Annotated in this window: 22 protein-coding genes; 18 read left to right on the forward strand and 4 right to left on the reverse strand. The window is 36.2% G+C overall.

Translation table 11 applies throughout. The annotated features are described in order from the left end of the window. The first annotated feature begins 861 nt into the window (after positions 1-861). From SPD89_RS20620 to SPD89_RS20700, 17 genes are all read left to right on the forward strand, one after another. Entirely contained in the window at positions 862-1179 is a 318-nt protein-coding gene (locus tag SPD89_RS20620) for a hypothetical protein (protein ID WP_336263821.1), read from the forward strand. A 15-nt stretch (positions 1180-1194) separates the two neighbouring features. Next, complete coding sequence (locus SPD89_RS20625; protein ID WP_336263822.1) at positions 1195-3012, forward strand: T7SS effector LXG polymorphic toxin; 1818 nt, start codon at positions 1195-1197, stop codon at positions 3010-3012. A 30-nt stretch (positions 3013-3042) separates the two neighbouring features. After that, a complete protein-coding gene (locus SPD89_RS20630) occupies positions 3043-3429 on the forward strand; it encodes a hypothetical protein (RefSeq protein WP_336263823.1) in 387 nt (128 codons plus the stop codon). A gap of 165 nt (positions 3430-3594) precedes the next feature. Beyond that, entirely contained in the window at positions 3595-3984 is a 390-nt protein-coding gene (locus SPD89_RS20635) for a hypothetical protein (RefSeq protein ID WP_336263824.1), read from the forward strand. A 172-nt stretch (positions 3985-4156) separates the two neighbouring features. Next, entirely contained in the window at positions 4157-4546 is a 390-nt protein-coding gene (locus SPD89_RS20640) for a hypothetical protein (RefSeq protein ID WP_336263825.1), read from the forward strand. A gap of 164 nt (positions 4547-4710) precedes the next feature. Then, complete coding sequence (locus SPD89_RS20645) at positions 4711-5100, forward strand: hypothetical protein (protein ID WP_336263826.1); 390 nt, start codon at positions 4711-4713, stop codon at positions 5098-5100. 170 nt (positions 5101-5270) lie between these two features. Continuing rightward, a complete protein-coding gene (locus SPD89_RS20650) occupies positions 5271-5660 on the forward strand; it encodes a hypothetical protein (RefSeq protein ID WP_336263827.1) in 390 nt (129 codons plus the stop codon). A 170-nt stretch (positions 5661-5830) separates the two neighbouring features. Further along, positions 5831-6220 carry a hypothetical protein gene (locus SPD89_RS20655; RefSeq protein WP_336263828.1) on the forward strand — a complete coding sequence of 130 codons (390 nt, stop codon included), beginning with the start codon at positions 5831-5833 and terminating at the stop codon, positions 6218-6220. A gap of 60 nt (positions 6221-6280) precedes the next feature. Further along, the gene (locus SPD89_RS20660) at positions 6281-6925 is read left to right on the forward strand and encodes a hypothetical protein (RefSeq protein ID WP_336263829.1); all 645 of its coding nucleotides are present in this window, start codon (positions 6281-6283) and stop codon (positions 6923-6925) included. A 30-nt stretch (positions 6926-6955) separates the two neighbouring features. Beyond that, complete coding sequence (locus SPD89_RS20665) at positions 6956-7339, forward strand: hypothetical protein (RefSeq protein WP_336263830.1); 384 nt, start codon at positions 6956-6958, stop codon at positions 7337-7339. A 167-nt stretch (positions 7340-7506) separates the two neighbouring features. Then, positions 7507-7896, forward strand: a complete 390-nt coding sequence (locus tag SPD89_RS20670) for a hypothetical protein (protein WP_336263831.1) — start codon at positions 7507-7509, stop codon at positions 7894-7896. A gap of 235 nt (positions 7897-8131) precedes the next feature. After that, positions 8132-8455, forward strand: coding sequence for a hypothetical protein (locus SPD89_RS20675; RefSeq protein WP_336263832.1), 324 nt, complete (start codon positions 8132-8134; stop codon positions 8453-8455). A gap of 291 nt (positions 8456-8746) precedes the next feature. Continuing rightward, a complete protein-coding gene (locus tag SPD89_RS20680) occupies positions 8747-8989 on the forward strand; it encodes a TIGR04197 family type VII secretion effector (protein ID WP_336263833.1) in 243 nt (80 codons plus the stop codon). A 12-nt stretch (positions 8990-9001) separates the two neighbouring features. Beyond that, positions 9002-10819 (forward strand): T7SS effector LXG polymorphic toxin, encoded by a 1818-nt coding sequence (locus SPD89_RS20685; protein WP_336263834.1) that lies wholly within the window; start codon positions 9002-9004, stop codon positions 10817-10819. A 30-nt stretch (positions 10820-10849) separates the two neighbouring features. Further along, complete coding sequence (locus tag SPD89_RS20690; RefSeq protein ID WP_336263835.1) at positions 10850-11236, forward strand: hypothetical protein; 387 nt, start codon at positions 10850-10852, stop codon at positions 11234-11236. Positions 11237-11402: 166 nt separating this feature from the next. After that, positions 11403-11789, forward strand: coding sequence for a hypothetical protein (locus SPD89_RS20695; protein WP_336263836.1), 387 nt, complete (start codon positions 11403-11405; stop codon positions 11787-11789). A gap of 167 nt (positions 11790-11956) precedes the next feature. Beyond that, a complete protein-coding gene (locus SPD89_RS20700) occupies positions 11957-12346 on the forward strand; it encodes a hypothetical protein (protein ID WP_336263837.1) in 390 nt (129 codons plus the stop codon). Positions 12347-12503: 157 nt separating this feature from the next. Here SPD89_RS20700 and SPD89_RS20705 read toward each other — a convergent pair whose 3' ends face one another. The 3 genes from SPD89_RS20705 to SPD89_RS20715 all read right to left on the reverse strand — a co-directional run bounded on the left by SPD89_RS20705 (position 12504) and on the right by SPD89_RS20715 (position 15657). After that, positions 12504-13694 carry an MFS transporter gene (locus tag SPD89_RS20705; RefSeq protein ID WP_336263842.1) on the reverse strand — a complete coding sequence of 397 codons (1191 nt, stop codon included), beginning with the start codon at positions 13692-13694 and terminating at the stop codon, positions 12504-12506. A 451-nt stretch (positions 13695-14145) separates the two neighbouring features. Continuing rightward, entirely contained in the window at positions 14146-15378 is a 1233-nt protein-coding gene (locus tag SPD89_RS20710; protein ID WP_442961213.1) for an NAD(P)/FAD-dependent oxidoreductase, read from the reverse strand. Positions 15379-15531: 153 nt separating this feature from the next. Continuing rightward, positions 15532-15657, reverse strand: a complete 126-nt coding sequence (locus tag SPD89_RS20715; protein WP_336263839.1) for a hypothetical protein — start codon at positions 15655-15657, stop codon at positions 15532-15534. 301 nt (positions 15658-15958) lie between these two features. Here SPD89_RS20715 and SPD89_RS20720 point away from each other — a divergent pair, with 301 nt between their 5' ends. Next, positions 15959-16384, forward strand: coding sequence for a hypothetical protein (locus SPD89_RS20720; protein ID WP_336263840.1), 426 nt, complete (start codon positions 15959-15961; stop codon positions 16382-16384). Between the two features lie 94 nt (positions 16385-16478). Here SPD89_RS20720 and SPD89_RS20725 read toward each other — a convergent pair whose 3' ends face one another. After that, complete coding sequence (locus SPD89_RS20725; RefSeq protein ID WP_336263841.1) at positions 16479-17450, reverse strand: nuclease-related domain-containing protein; 972 nt, start codon at positions 17448-17450, stop codon at positions 16479-16481. Positions 17451-17696 lie beyond the last annotated feature (246 nt).

Here is a 17696-nt window from a genome sequence, read left to right on the forward strand (position 1 = left end):
ATATTTATTTACTAATTCATAAAAGACAAATTAGGTGAACCCGCTTTTCACCTTTGATGATGGTTAGAATTTAAAGATGAAGAAACAGTTTATGTGGAAAACCCAGATAAAGATTTTAGATACCATTTAAGGGAATCAGATGATGGGATGGAAATTAGCTTTTATAATCCAAATGGTGAAATCGACTTTTTGAGCAAAAAAGAAAGGATCAAACTGTCCTACCGCTCACTAGCTAAGAGCGCAACGTCCTGGGACTTCGCTTACTCGTCCCATCGAAGGGCATTTGCACTTTCGTTCGTCCCACCGTAAAGATTTGTCGCGAGTGCCAGTACTAGCACGTCAATCACTCGTAAGTTTTCTAAAAATATTCATTGAAAATCATGATAATTTAGTACTCTCGGGGCTGGAATTTCCAAAAAACAGAACTGTTTATTTTGAAAGAGAACAGTAAGAATCAAGGGATCAGTATTAACTAGCATTGGAGTTATTGTTTTTTCTCGCCTTTTGCCGCAAGATTACCAAGATCTTTTTTTTTTGCTTTAGCCGCGCTCCTACTCCCATACTACATTATGCAGACAGATCCAATGCATTTTTTTGTTTTCCTTTATCTTCTATATCCTACTTTCACAATGCATCTAATTACTCTCTTTTTCCAATGAATATTTAAAACTAGCTACTTTATCACTATTGACCATTCTTCTGCTATATTCTAAGATTTTAATTAATGTAGCTACGAAAGTAAACTCGGACTGCTAGGATATTATCAATCCAATGAAAGCGTCGAGGTTTAGACTGAGCGTGACGTTTTACGAAATAATTTTATGTTGCTGAAAAGATATGTTTAAAGAGAGGAGAATCATAATGGGCACAAAAATTAGTATCGATGTCGCACTTTTTAAAGAAAGAGTTGATTTTTTAAGAAATACGATTAATAGTGTGGACAGTAAGATAAGTACTGGTGAGACGTTTGAATTTACAAATGTAAAACCCCTAACAGAGGATCTGGAAAATTTAATTGAAACGATCGAGATGCTGGAAACGTATAAGATGTTATTTAATGAAGATGTGGATACTTTGGAGCATGTGGGGGAATCTTTGCAGAAGCAGGATGAGACATCGGCTCAATCAAGTGCGCAAGCTATTCACGATCCTAGAGGTTATACGCCATTATCAACTTAATTAGGAGGAATTGTAATGAATTTGAAAGCAGATATGCCAGAAGCTATTGCTCTTTTGGAAAAGGTAAGTAGTGCACAAGATAAAGTGGTGACAGAGTTCAATGAGGTTAGCAGTGGCATTGATGACATGATTAATATGGATGAATTTTCAGGTGCAGCTGCTGATTCAGCTAAAGGATATTTTGAAAATGTTCACCAAACTACGGTTTTAGCCTTCCAGCAATTAATGATTGAAATCGATAAGAATTTGAAAAATCATATTAATACTTTCCATTCAGATGTTGACACGAGTGAGAGGGCGAGAGTTTTTAAGCATTATTTGGAAGAAGTGAAAGAAGAAATTGAAACACCTTTTAAATCATTAGTAGAAACTAATGAAGAGGTGGTTAGGACGATTGATGATGTGGCAGATATTGTGTCTGTGACGAAACCAAATATTTCCCTACCCCAGTCGGATAAGGATAGTATCGTTGAATTGATTGAGAAGCTAATTGCAAATTTAGGAACTTACACAACGATAAGCAATGATCGTGTAAAAGAGATGATTCATCATGTGAAGGCATTGATGAAGGAGATTCAATCATATAAAGGGGAAGAACGGTTTAAGAACGTAGATAAAAGTGAACTAGTCGACCCTATAAGAAAAATAATGATTGATGAAGGCGGAATTTTTGAATCATTACTTGATAAGGTTGCAAGTAATGAGCCATTGACCACTAAAGAACAGTCATTACTGTATTATATCTTCCAAAATGTTGTGTTGACCGATGATACGAAAGAAGAAATTAACGATATTACAAATTATATGACTGAGGAAAATATAGATAAGTTGAAAGATAGACTGAATGAAAAAGTAGTCTTTTCTCGAGGGACATTGGAAAGAGAGATTGCAATCATTGAGGCATATCTATATTTGGGTGGAGGAATGAAGCCAGGTCAAACAGAAATATTATCGGAGGACAGGGCAAAATTAGAAGCCTACTTAATGTTACTAAAAAACTATGAAAATACAATGGGTGATAACACGGTCATTATTGTTGACCGATTGGAATATGAAAGCGAGCGCACGATTGATGGAAAGAAGACCGATGTTACAGGACATTTTATTTTTTCAGCCTTGCAGACTGCTGAATATGATGTGGATGAATCCCTTATGAATGAGCAGCAATTCCGGAATTGGAGATTTGATCCGGATGATCCAGTCGCAAAACATTTTAGTTTATTTGACATTAGTTATTATGGTGGGACAGATTCTACTTCGGATAAATTTGGTTACGATATAGCACATTTAAAAGAAAAAGAGACCACATACACGTCTGATTTTATTACAAAGAAGGTATTAGGAAAAATAATGTCCGAGGCGGCAAGTGCTCTCAAGGTCGGGGAGTTATTTAGCCTTGCTAAAGATGTTGATGAACATAATGCAGGATATCAAGAATTAACCAATGCTATTACAGTAGAAGAGGGAATGGAGGCAGCTGGAAGATTAGGAATGGAGTTTGGAATAGCTGAGACACGTAATATTCCGGGACCAAGAACGCCTGATGTAAATGCCGTACAACTTGTGCCAACAGATAAAACTTTTGAAACTATTGAAAGATGGAAGTCTATTCAAAGAGATTATCCACATATTGATTTTCCAGAAAAGGATTTTATGGCTCAAAATTGGTATGAGGTTAGTGAAGCGTTAGATGAAATTAAGGATGAGTACGGAAAAGAAGCTTCGGACTACATTCGTGATGAAACCCTTGGAATAAATGATAAAAATATTGATGATAAGGGATTGATTAAAGAGTTAGAAAAAAAAGAGCTTGATCGAATTTTTGGTAAGTAGACTGTGTGGAGAGTAAGGGAGTGTTGAAGTGTGAAAATTAGTCGGCAACTTTTGCTGTTTATGATAATAATAGTGATGGGAGGTTGTGGTAACGTGATAACTGAAGATCAACTGATTGGCGGAACATGGCTGGTCACTAACGGATATGAAGATGGAGAAATCGGCGGTGATCCTATGTGTCCTCCTTTTAATGAAGGTCTAGAATTTATTGATGAAGAAAATGTGTATGTCATTGCTGAGAAAGAGGAATTTGTCTATAGTTTAAGAGAATCCGATGAAGGAATGAAGATTGAATTTTATAATCCGAATGGTGAAATGGACTTTTTTAAAATCACTTTGGAAAATGAAAATGGATTTGGGCTTAATGGTTCAGGAATGATCAAAACACGAAATTGTTATTTTGAACGGGAGGAATAAAATCATGGACTCCAACGTTACCTTACGTTGGAGTTTTTGTGTTTTTTCGCCGGTAGGCTGATGGATTACTTTCTAGTACTAGGAAAGAGCTTTGGCATAGAAAAAAGGGAACCTGATCGAATTTTTGGTAAATAGACCGTGTGGAGAATAAGGGAGTGTTGAAGCGTGAAAATGGGTCGGCAACTTTTGCTGTTTATGATAGTAGTAATAGTGATGGGGGGTTGTGGTAACGTGATAACTGAGGATCAACTGATTGGCGGAACATGGTTAGTAACTAACGGATATGAGGATGGAGAAATCGGCGGTGACCCTGTGTGCCCTGGTTATGAAGAAGGTATGGAATTTATTGATGAAGAAAAAGTGTATGTTATTGCTGAGGAAAAGGAGATTTCCTATAGTTTAAGTGAATCTGATGAAGGAATGGAAATTATATTTTTTTATCCAAATGGTGAAATTGACTTTTTTACAATTACGATGGAAAAGGAAAATGGATTTGGGCTTAATGGCTCAGGAGTATCCAAAACACGAAATTGTTATTTTGAGCGGCAGGAATAAAATTATAGACTCTCCAACGTTAACCAACGTTGGAGTTTTTGTGTTTTTTTCGCCGGTAGGTAGATGGATTAAAATTCATTTTCTAGTGCTAGGAAAGCGCTATGGCATAGAAAAAGGAGCTTGATCGAATTTTTGATAATAGACTGGGTGGACAATAAAGGAGTGTTGAAGTGTGAAAATTGGTCGGCAACTTTTGCTCCTTCTGATGGTAATAATAGTGATGGAAGGATGTGGTAACGTGATAACTGAAGATCAATTGATCGGAGGAACATGGCTGCTAACTAACGGATATGAGGATGGAGAAATCGGCGGTGATCCAGTGTGTCCTCCTTTTGATGGAGGTCTGGAATTTATTGATGAAGAAAATGTGTATGTCATTGATCAGGAAAAAGAATTTGTCTATCGATTAAGGGAATCTGATGAAGGAATGGAAATTAGCTTTTTTAATCCAAATGGTGAAGTTGACTTTTATACAATTACGATGGAAAATGAAAATGCATTTGGTATTAATGGTGCAGGAGTGTCAAAATTCTGGAATTGTTATTTTGAGCGAGAGGAATAAAATCATGGACTCTCCAACGTTACCTTACGCTGGAGTTTTTGTGTTTTTTCGATGGTAGGCAGATGGATTAAATTAATTTTTAAGTGCTAGGTACGGCATAGAAAAAAGCGCTTGATGAAATTTTTTGTAATGAACCAGGCGGGGGCAATAAGGAGTGTTGAAGCGTGAAAATTGATCGGCAAGTTTTGCTGCTTATGATAGTAATAATAGTGATGGGAGGTTGTGGTAATGTGATAACTGAAGATCAACTGATCGGAGGAACATGGCTGCTAACTAACGGATATGAGGATGGAGAAATCGGCGGTGACCCTGTGTGCCCTGGTTATGAAGAAGGAATGGAATTTATTGATGAAGAAAATGTGTATGTCATTGATCAGGAAAAAGAATTTGTTTATCGATTAAGAGAATCTGATGAAGGGATGAAGATTGAATTTTATAATCCAAATGGTGAAATTGACTTTTATAAAATTACGATGGAAAAGGAAAATGGATTTGGTCTTAATGGCTCAGGTATGATCAAAACACTCAATTGTTATTTTGAGCGAGAGGAATAAAATCATGGACTCTCCAATGTTAACCAGTGTTGGAGTTTTTGTGTTTTTTCGATGGTAGGTAGATGCATTAAATTAATTTTCTAGTTACTAGGAAAGCGCTATGGCATAGAAAAAAGGGAGCTTGATAGAATTTTTGGTAAGTAGACTGTGTGGACGAGGAGTGTTGAAGCATGAAAATGGGTCGGCAACTTTTACTGTTTATGATAGTAATAATAGTGATGGGAGGTTGTGGTAACGTGATAACTGAAGATCAATTGATCGGAGGAACATGGCTGCTAACTAACGGATATGAGGATGGAGAAATCGGCGGTGATCCAGTGTGTCCTCCTTTTGATGGAGGTCTGGAATTTATTGATGAAGAAAATGTGTATGTCATTGATCAGGAAAAAGAATTTGTCTATCGATTAAGAGAATCTGATGAAGGAATGGAGCTTGAATTTTATAATCCAAATGGTGAAATTGACTTTTATAAAATTACGATGGAAAATGAAAATGGATTTGGTCTTAATGGCTCAGGTATGATCAAAACACTAAATTGTTTTTTTGAGCGAGAGGAATAAAATCATGGACTCTCCAACGTTACCTTACGTTGGAGTTTTTGTATTTTTCACCGGTAGGTAGATGGATTAAAATTAATTTTCTGGTGCTAGGAAAGCTACGGCATAGAAAAAAGGAACCTGATAGAATTTTTGATAAGTAGACTGGTTGAACAATAAAGGAGTGTTGAAGTGTGAAAATGGGTTGGCAACTTTTGCTGTTTATGATAGTAATAATAGTGATGGGAGGTTGTGGTAACGTGATAACTGAAGATCAACTAATCGGAGGAACATGGCTGTTAACTAACGGATATGAAGATGGAGAAATCGGCGGTGACCCTGTGTGCCCTGGTTATGAAGAAGGAATGGAATTTATTGATGAAGAAAATGTGTATGTCATTGCTCAGGAAAAAGAATTTGTCTATCGATTAAGAGAATCTGATGAAGGCATGAAGATTGAATTTTATAATCCAAACGGTGAAATTGACTTTTTTAAAATTACGATGGAAAATGAAAATGGATTTGGTCTTAATAGCTCAGGGGTAACCAAAACACGAAATTGTTATTTTGAGCGGGAGGAATAAAATCATGGATTCCAACGTTATTTTACGTTGGAGTTTTTGTTTTTTCATTAATGAAATATATTGAGTTGTTGTTGTAATATAGAATATAGTTTATTTGACATTAGTTATTATGGTGGGACAGATTCTACTTCGGATAAAATTGAGGATGATATAGCACCTTTAAAAGAAAAAGAGACCACATATACGGCAGATTTTATAACAAAAAAGGTATTAAGAAAAATAGTTTCCGAGGCGGAAAGTGCTCTCAAGACCGGGGAGTTATTTAGATTTGATAAAAATGTTAGTGAACATAATGCAGGATATAAAGATTTAACAAATGACATTACAGTAAAAGAGGGAATGGAGGCAGCTACAAAATTAGGAATGGAATTTGGAATAGCTGAAACACGTAATATTCCTAGACCAGGAACGCCTGATGTAAATGCCGTCCAGCTTGTACCAACTAATAAAACTTTTGAAACTATTGAAAGATGGCAGTCTACTCAAAAAGATTATCCACATATTGATTTTCCAGAAGAAGCTTTCTTGACACAAAATTGGTATGAAGTTAGTGAAGCATTAGCAAAAATAAAAAAGAAATACGGAGAAAAAGCCACAGACTACCTACGTGATGAAATCCTTGAAATAAATGATAAGAATATAGTTGACAAGGAATTGATTAGAGGACAAAAGAAAAAAGAGCTTGATCGAATTTTTGGTAACTAGACTGCGTGAAGAGTGAGGGAGTGTTGAAGTGTGAAAATTAGTCGGCAACTTTTGCTGTTTATGATAATAATAGTGATGGGAGGTTGTGGTAACGTGATAACTGAAGATCAACTGATCGGCGGAACATGGCTGGTAACTAACGGATATGAGGATGGAGAAATCGGCGGTGACCCTGTGTGCCCTGGTTATGAAGAAGGAATGGAATTTATTGATGAAGAAAAAGTGTATGTCTTTGCTGAGGAAAAGGAGATTTCCTATAGTTTAAGTGAATCTGATGAAGGAATGGAAATTACATTTTTTTATCCAAATGATATTGACTTTTATAAAATTACGATGGAAAATGAAGATGCATTCGGTCTTAATGGCTCAGGAATGTCTAAAACACGAAATTGTTATTTTGAGAGGGAGAAATAAAATCATGGACTCTCCAACGTTATTTTACGTTGGAGTTTTTGTGTTTTTTCGCCGGTAGGCTGATGGATTACTTTCTAGTGCTAGGAAAGAGCTTTGGCATAGAAAAAAGGGAACCTGATCGAATTTTTGGTAAATAGGCGTTATGGAAAATAAAGGAGTGTTGAAGCGTGAAAATGGGTCAGCAACTTTTGCTGTTTATGATAGTAATAATAGGGATGGGAGGTTGTGGTAACGTGATAACTGAAGATCAACTGATCGGAGGAACGTGGCTGCTAACTAACGGATATGAGGATGGAGAAATCGGCGGTGACCCAGTGTGCCCTCCTTTTGATGGAGGTCTGGAATTTATTGATGAAGAAAATGTGTATGTCATTGATCAGGAAAAAGAATTTGTCTATCGATTAAGAGAATCTGATGAAGGTATGGAAATTGAATTTTATAATCCAAATGGTGAAATTGATTTTTTTACAATTACGATGGAAAATGAAGATGGATTTGGTATTAATGGTGCAGGAATGAGCAAAACACGAAATTGTTATTTTGAGCGGGAGGAATAAAATCATGGACTCTCCAACGTTAACCTTACGTTGGAGTTTTTGTTTTTTTTCACCAGTAGGTAGATGGATTAAAGTTAATTTTCTAGTGCTAGGAAAGCGCTATGGCATAGAAAAGGGAGCTTGATCGAATTTTTGATAATAGACTGGGTGGACAATAAAGTGTTGAAGTGTGAAATTTGGACGGCAACTTTTGCTGCTTATGATAGTAATAATAGTGATGGGAGGTTGTGGTAACGTGATAACTGAAGATCAACTGATCGGAGGAACATGGCTACTAACTAACGGATATGAGGATGGAGAAATCGGCGGTGATCCCGTATGTCCTTCTTTTGACGAGGGTCTGGAATTTATAGATGAAGAAAATGTGTATGTCATTGCTGAGGAAAAAGAATTTGTCTATCGATTAAGAGAATCTGATGAAGGGATGGAAATTGAATTTTATAATCCAAACGGTGAAATTGACTTTTTTACAATTACGATGGAAAATGAAAATGGATTTGGTCTTAATAGCTCAGGGGTAACCAAAACACGAAATTGTTATTTTGAGCGAGAAAAATAATATTTTGTAGTGAAAAAATACGGTGATACTATATGAGATATTTTAGGCTTATCTTCATGGGTACATTCTTAATATTAGTGAGCGGATGTACAGAATTAATCACAACAGATGATTTGATGGAGGAACATGGCTGGTAACTAACGGATATGAGAATGGGGAAGTCTTCGGTGATCCTGTATGTCCTGCTTATGAAGGAATGGAAATTATATTTTTCTATCCAAATGGTGAAATTGATTTTTATAAAGTTTCTTTTAAGGAAAGGTTGATTTTCTAAGAAATACGATTAATAGTGTGGACAGTGGGATTAGCACAGGTGAGACGTTTGAATTTACAAATGTAAAACCCCTAACAGAGGATCTGGAAAATTTAATTGAAACGATCGAGATGTTGGAAACGTATAAGACGCTCTTTAATGAAGATGTGGATACTTTGGAACATGTAGGAGAATCTTTGCAGAAACAGGATGAGACATTGGCTCAATCAAGCGCGCGGGCTATTCATGACCCTAGGGGCTATACGCCACTAGCGACTTAAGGGGGATTTGTAATGAATTTGAAAGCAGATATGCCAGAAGCTATTGCTCTTTTGGAAAAGGTAAGTACTGCACAAGATAAAGTGGTGACAGAGTTCAATGAGGTTAGCAGTGGCATTGATGACATGATTAATATGGATGAATTTTCAGGTGCAGCTGCTGATTCAGCTAAAGGATATTTTGAAAATGTTCACCAAACTACGGTTTTAGCCTTCCAGCAATTAATGATTGAAATCGATAAGAATTTGAAAAATCATATTAATACTTTCCATTCAGATGTTGACACGAGTGAGAGGGCGAGAGTTCTTAAGCATTATTTGGAAGAAGTGAAAGAAGAAATTGAAACCCCTTTTGATTCATTGGTAGAAACTAATGAAAGAGTGGTTAGGACGATTGATGATGTGGCAGATATTGTGTCTGTGACGAAACCAAATATTTCCATACTCCAGTCGGATAAGGACAGTATCGTTGAATTGATTGAGGAGTTAATTGCAAATTTAGGAACTTACACAACGATAAGCAATGATCGTGTGAAAGAAATGATTCATCATGTGAAGGCATTGATGAAGGAGATTCAATCATATAAAGGAGAAGAACGGTTTAAGAACGTAGATAAAAGTGAACTTATCGACCCTATAAGAGAAATAATGATGGATAAAGGTGGAATTTTTGAAACACTTCTTGAGAAGGTTGCAAGTAATGAGCCACTGACCCCAAAAGAACAGTCATTACTGTATTATATCTTCCAGAATGTTGTGTTGACCGATGATACGAAGGAAGAGATTAACGATATAACAAATTATATGACTGAGGAAAATATAGATAAATTGAAAGATAGATTGAATGAAAAAGTAGTCTTTTCTCGAGGGACATTGGAAAGAGAGATTGCAATCATTGAAGCATATCTATATTTGGGTGGAAGAATGAAGCCAGGTCAAACAGAAATACTATCGGAAGACAGATCAAAATTAGAAGCCTATTTAATGTTGCTCAAAAATTATGAAAATACAATGGGTGATAACACGGTCATCATTGTTGACCGATTGGAATATGAAAGCGAGCGCACGATTGATGGAAAGAAGACCGGTGTTCAGGGGCATTTTATTTTTTCAGCCTTGCAGACTGCTGAATATGATGTGGATGAATCCCTTATGAATGAGCAGCAATTCCGGGATTGGAGATTTGATCCGGATGATCCAGTAGCAAAACATTTTAGTTTATTTGACATTAGTTATTATGAGGGAACGGATGCTAATTCGGAAAAAATTGAGGATGATACAGCACATTTAAAAAATAAAGAGACCACATATACGACAGATTTTATAACGAAAAAGGTATTAGGAAAAATAGTGTCAGAGGCGGCAAGTACTCTTAAAGTTGGAGAGCTATTTAGCCTTGCTAAAGATGTTGATGAACATAATGCAGGATATAAAGAATTAACGAATGACATTACAGTGAAAGAGGGAATGGATGTAGCTATAAGATTAGGAATGGAATTTGGAATAGCTGAGACACGTAATATTCCGGGACCAAGAACGCCTGATGTAAATGCCGTCCAGCTTGTACCAACTAATAAGACTTTTGAAATTATTGAAAGATGGCAGTCTATTCAAAGAGATTATCCACATATTGATTTTCCAGAAAAGGATTTTATGGCTCAAAATTGGTATGAGGTTAGTGAAGCGTTAGATGAAATTAAGGATGAGTACGGAAAAGAAGCTTCGGACTACATTCGTGATGAAACCCTTGGAATAAATGATAAAAATATTGATGATAAGGGATTGATTAAAGAGTTAGAAAAAAAAGAGCTTGATCGAATTTTTGGTAAATAGGCGGTATGGAAAATAAAGGAGTGTTGAAGCGTGAAAATAGGTCGGCAACTTTTGCTGCTTGTTATAGTAATAATAGTGATGGGAGGTTGTGGTAACGTGATAACTGAAGATCAACTGATCGGCGGAACATGGTTAGTAACTAACGGATATGAAGATGGAGAAATCGGCGGTGATCCTGTGTGCCCTGGTTATGAAGAAGGAATGGAATTTATTGATGAAGAAAAAGTGTATGTCTTTGCTGAGGAAAAGGAGATTTCCTATAGTTTAAGTGAATCTGATGAAGGAATGGAAATTACATTTTTTTATCCAAATGATATTGATTTTTATAAAATTACGATGGAAAATGAAAATGGATTTGGTCTTAATAGCTCAGGGGTAACCAAAACACGAAATTGTTATTTTGAGCGGGAAGAATAAAATCATGGATTCCAACGTTATTTTACGTTGGAGTTTTTGTGTTTTTTCGCCGGTAGGCTGATGGATTACTTTCTAGTGCTAGGAAAGAGCTTTTGGCATAGAAAAAAGGGAACCTGATCGAATTTTTGGTAAATAGGCGGTGTGGAGAATAAGGGAGTGTTGAAGTGTGAAAATTAGTCGGCAACTTTTGCTGTTTATGATAATAATAGTGATGGGGGGTTGTGGTAACGTGATAACTGAAGATCAACTGATCGGCGGAACATGGCTGGTAACTAACGGATATGAAGATGGGGAAATCGGCGGTGACCCTGTGTGTCCTTCTTTTGATGAAGGTCTGGAATTTATTGATGAAGAAAAAGTGTATGTTATTGCTGAAGAAAAAGAATTTGTTTATAGATTAAGAGAATCTGATGAAGGGATGGAAATTAGCTTTTTTAATCCAAATGGTGAAGTTGACTTTTATACAATTACGATGGAAAATGAAGATGCATTTGGTCTTAATGGTTCAGGGATAGTTAAAACATTAAATTGTTATTTTGAGCGGGAGGAATAAAATCATGGACTCTCCAACGTTATTTTACGTTGGAGTTTTTGTGTTTTTTCGCCGGTAGGCTGATGGATTACTTTCTAGTGCTAGGAAAGAGCTTTGGTATAGAAAAAAGGGAACCTGATCGAATTTTTGGTAAATAGGCGGTGTGGAGAATAAGGGAGTGTTGAAGCGTGAAAATGAGTCGGCAACTTTTGCTGTTTATGATAGTAATAATAGTGATGGGAGGTTGTGGTAACGTGATAACTGAAGATCAACTGATCGGAGGAACGTGGCTGGTCACTAACGGATATGAGGATGGAGAAATCGGCGGTGACCCAGTGTGCCCTCCTTTTGATGGAGGTCTGGAATTCATTGATGAAGAAAATGTGTATGTCATTGCTGAAGAAAAAGAATTTGTCTATCGATTAAGAGAATCTGATGAAGGGATGGAAATTAACTTTTTTAATCCAAATGGTGAAATTGATTTTTTTACAATTACGATGGAAAATGAAGATGGATTTGGTATTAATGGTGCAGGAATGAGCAAAACACGAAATTGTTATTTTGAGCGGGAGGAATAAAATCATGGACTCTCCAACGTTAGCCTTACGTTGGAGTTTTTATTATGATAGTTAAATACCTATGCCGGGGGTTCCAGAGAGCTTCTAGCGTGGGGGGGCAAAAAAGACTCTCTTAAAAAACGAAGCCTTCTAAGTTAAAGAAAGCTTCGTTCATAATTTAATGTGGGAACAATAATTTTCCATCAACTTTTTCATATTTATACCATGAAAAGAGCAAAATTGCCCCAGTAATAATGAGTAGGGAACTTGTTACGAAAAACACGGATGAGAATCCAAAAAAACCAGCTAAAACTCCACCGAGAGCTGGACCAATAATGTTTCCTAAAAATCGTAAGCTTGTATTATAACCAAGTACCTCGCCTTGCATTGAGAGCGGTGCTTCCTGTCGAATATATGCAATTCGTGTTGGCACAATTCCACCAATCGCTATTCCAAGTAAAAACCTTAAAATAACCAATTGCCAGATATTCGTGACAAACGCACCAGGGAGATAAACGATTCCCGCCATAAATAATAGAATAATCAATATTTTTATATATCCGAATTTATCTCCAAATGTTCCCCAACGTCTTGCAAAAAGTAAATTGCCAAGTCCAGCCGCAGAAAAAGCGAGTCCCGAAAAGAAAGCAAGGCTCTTCACCCCATTAATCTCTGCAACATACAATGATAAAATAGGTTGAATACTAAAATGTGCAATCTGTACAAGTGTCGATGTGATCATCACGATAAGTAAGACTGGATGCCCCACAATATGCATTATCACTTCTTTTGTCGTATACATTTTTTTCTCAGCCTTGTTTGTTACGATTATCTGCATTTCTTTAAGACCAAATAAGACGATAAATGCCGAGAGAAAAATGGTTATTGACACCCATTTAAATGTAGCGCTATAGCCAAACATATCTGCTAGCACTCCACCTAATAATGGTCCCATTAATGTACCGGTGACGCTACCTGTTTGTAGAGAACCTAGTACTCGGCCTGCAATTTCTTTTGGGATCTGGGTAGAGATAAACGCTTGTGACATTGGGATAAAACCTGTGAATACCCCCATGATAAAGCGAAATAAAAAAAGCTGCCAAACCGTTGTGGCAAACCCCATTAATAGTACTGAAACACCAAGTCCCGTAGCGGAGATAATTAAAATATTTTTTCTGCCATATTTATCTCCAATTCGTCCCCAAATTGGTGAAAAAATAAAGGCAGTTACGAAAGTAATCGCAAAAACCCAGCCGGACCAACTTTGAACATAACTTTCAGAAAAATTTCCGAATGAATCAATGTAGAGAGAAATAAACGGAAGTACCATTGTCATGCTTCCAGCAATGAAAAAGTTCGCAAACCACATAATGACGACATTTCGTTTAACTAGTGATTTTTGATAACTAATTCTATAACACTTCTTTCTTATTTTATTCTTTAATTCCATCATACCTGCTTTTGTCAAATAACTAAACTTATCTGCTTCAGATTGAATTTTCCATCTTGATGTTTCCCGAGTTATTAACATTTCTTTGGGTTATTCAAGGATTGTCTTTAAAGCACATCAGAAAGAATACTATAAGCCAGCTGTTGTCGGTGATTGATCTGAAGATTTCTTAGAGAAACTTAAACCAAAAGCAGATGCTTAAAGTCCAAGTAAAGGATCTTGGCTTAAGTTTCAGAATCTCCCCTTATAGATGTGGATTTTTATAGTTTGTCCGTAAAATACCTGTAAAGAAGCTTTTTGCATATCTACAAGGTGTAGGAATTTATCCGTTATTTATTATCAATATCCGTACAGAGCTGTTTGAATAAAATTAATTTGAATCAATGGATAACGAGGTGTACGCTGCATTTGTACCTGCAAGTCTTCCTGTCACCAGTGCTGCGGTAATATTATAACCCCCGGTATAGCCATGAATATCTAAAATTTCTCCACAAAAAAACAATCGTTCCATAATTTTTGATTCCATCGTATTTGGAACGATTTCTTTTGTAGAAATCCCTCCACCTGTAACAAACGCTTTTTCAATTGGAAGCGAGCCGTTTACATAAAAGGTAAACTCTTTTAAATTTTTAATAATAGTCATCACAATATCTTTTGAAACGTTTCCTGCGCGTAGTTCAATATCTACTAAATTCTGTTCGAAAACTACGTTAAGCATGCGCTCTGGAATCGCAGTAACATCTTTTATCAGATTTTTAAAAGACTTTCTAGGATTTTCATCTCGTAAATTAAAAATTTTATCAACAAGTTCATCAATCGTATCCGCCGGCAGTGTATCTAAATGCATGAGAACATGATTGCAACCTTTCAGAATTTCTTTTACAACAAATTGCGAACATCTTAAAACTGCTGGACCAGAAACGCCAAAATGGGTGAATACCATATCCATTTGATGCGTTATAATTGGTTTCCCTTTTTGATTTAATACAGATAATGTAACATCTCGTAAGGAAAGTCCATGTAACGCTTTATTTTTAATGAATGGTTCATTGGAAGTTAATGCTACTTCGGTAGGGTAAAGTTCCGTAATCGTGTGCCCAGCTTTTTTTGCCCACGGATATCCGTCTCCTGTTGAACCTGTATGCGGAACTGATTTTCCGCCGACTGCAATTACCACCGCTTTTGTAGCCATTTTTTCACCGTTCTTTAGCAGTACAGTATGTAACACTTCAGTATAGTGTATTGCTTCAACCGCGCTTGACAGCCTAATGTCAACACCGTATTCATGTAATTTATTTATTAGTGTATTGACCACCGACTTTGCAGAATTAGAAACAGGGAACATTCTGCCGTGATCTTCTTCTTTTAATTGAACCCCTATTCCTTCAAAAAAGTCGATGATGTCATCGTTATTAAAGACCGAAAAAGCGCTGTATAAAAATTTTCCATTACCTGGGATATTTTTAATTACTTCTTCTTGAGGAAGCCGATTCGTTACATTACAGCGTCCGCCACCGGAAATTGCAAGTTTATTTCCGAGTTTTGTTCCTTTTTCAAGAAGAAGTGTTTTGGCACCATTTTCAGCCGAGGAAATTGCTGCCATTAATCCAGATGGTCCTCCACCTATTACAACTACATCATACAAAAAAATTCATCCTTTCGATTTGGTAATTATCACATGATAGTTGTGCTTATAAAATTTTATGATTTCCTATTTGCTCAAAAAAGAGATGCATTCGCACCCCTTTAGAAAAGCTTATAGTTCCCTATTTTTTACTGTGACAACGCGAATATGGTCTGTAGTAAGTACTTCAATAATATTTATATTGTCAATGGAATAATTGACATTGTGAAATTTAATAGCTGATGGATTACGGGTCATTTTGAAAATCTCCTATTTTGTTGTTCACCTTATATTACCATGCTTTATAGTGCGTGTTCAAAACTCCTATGTCTTTACAGACACCGCAATGAATGAAAATGGGGGTAAGTTTCAAGCAACGGAATGTATGCATTTATATACATGAGTAGCGGAGAAACAAGCATTCGTGCGAAATTCGCAGTGTCATTTTTACCGGACTTTTTGAACATCCTCTTATATGGAAATTTTAATCATATGAACTGGGGGTATAAAACATATTGATCTGAAAAAAATAACGTAAACAATTAGAAAGGAAAAGGCAATGAAAAAAGCAAAGCTAATTTTACTAACATTAATTATTTTCGGTGCAGCTATTAATCCTATTCAAGCGAAGCAATCGACGGAAATCATTCCTCAAAATCAACCACCTACAATAATGGAATTAGCGTTCTTAAGATTCTTAGGAAATACTATACTTGAAGTTATGTACAATCACGGAGATAACCAATTATTCATGGCTGAACGGATTGAGAAAATTACACAAAATGTAGAAAATGATACGTACGATATCACGCTACATGTAATTGGATTTGAAGGAGCGCATAATCCTCCGTATAAGTTGATTCAGATGACAATTCGAATACCGGGAAAAGATGGGGATTATGAGGTAATCAATTATAAAAGTAGAATTATCTCTGGGAAAGAATTTAAAGAGCTAAGTGATGATATAGAAGAAAAATTACCATGATGGGTTGGGATAAGTTTGTGCTCGGTGTTGAGTCGATTCTCGGGATGTCGAGTGGAATTCTAAGATAATATGTCCATTTATCAGATGTACAGTCTCATCTTCTTCGTAACTTATCCAAATCTAGTATCCATCTCTTCGTTCCAGATTTCTTGATAAGACCGGCGCCCTTTAAAAGAGTATTTGCCGCACTTCTATTTACTATTAAAAAATCTCTACATTGTTTATTAGTTATTTCCCTATCTATTAGGAGCGCCCGGTCACAAAGGGCATTTAAATGTGCATCCTTTGAAAAAGTACCACATTTTTTGCATTGCCAATTATATCGTAGACGTTCCATCCCAAGTGTTTTACACGTTGGACATTGAACACCCGGTAAAATTTCATCCTTTTTAATTCCAAACTCATGCAGAACATCGCTATCAAAATCATGGCAATTCCTTAAGATTTCATTGTTAATTCTATTTTGAAATTGGATATTTCTGGGTCTATTTCGAGCAAGTTGTTCATCCATTTGCATAATTCGAAGTGGCACTTCATCGACATAAGATACAGCTTTTTTAATCGCCTTCTCATCTCCCAAAACCTTGATAATTGTACTGTGTTCAGAAAATGAAATAAAATAATAAATCGGTAGACCGCCAAGATGCCGCATCTGTAACCAACGAAGCAGAAGAAATTGATTGTTTTCCACCTGAGTGATGGGATATTTACGGCCATCAATTTTTTCACCATTCTCTTGAATTAATTGTTTAAGATTTGTATCGAATGTGACTGTTCCTTCATAGCTTTTCACTTCATTCATGTATATCGCGTGAGGGGAGGTAATTACGGAATCAATTTGAAATTGTCTTTCAAAGACCTTTAGTGCAACATCGTTAAGAACACTAAACTTATCCGGCAAACCCCTTAAATGATAATCAAGTTTTCGTTCTCCGTTAAAACCTTTTTGATCTCGTGCTGCGGAATATCGTAATGCTGGTAACCTTCTATCGCTTTGAGGTAATCTTGGAATTGCAGCATCCTTCTTTTGTAGTGGAATTGGTTTCTTTCTTTCTCTCATAAACATCGCTTCACCTCCTTGTTTAAGCCAATTTTATAATATATAAAATTTTACGTCAAAAACCTATTATTGAATTTTTAGGTAGTTTTAGTTTAGTAAAATTTAAAAACCTCTTAGGGAAACTTCAAGTTTGTCTAGGAGGTAAACCTGTATTTTGCTAATTTATATAAAGATGATAGAGATTTAGCAAGTTGAGTGCGTTCAAGATGTCGAGTGGATTCTCAAGATGTCGAGTGGAATTCCAAGATGTCG

It is taken from the genome of Pseudogracilibacillus sp. SO30301A (assembly GCF_037072025.1).
Classification (GTDB): Bacteria; Bacillota; Bacilli; order Bacillales; family Amphibacillaceae; genus Pseudogracilibacillus.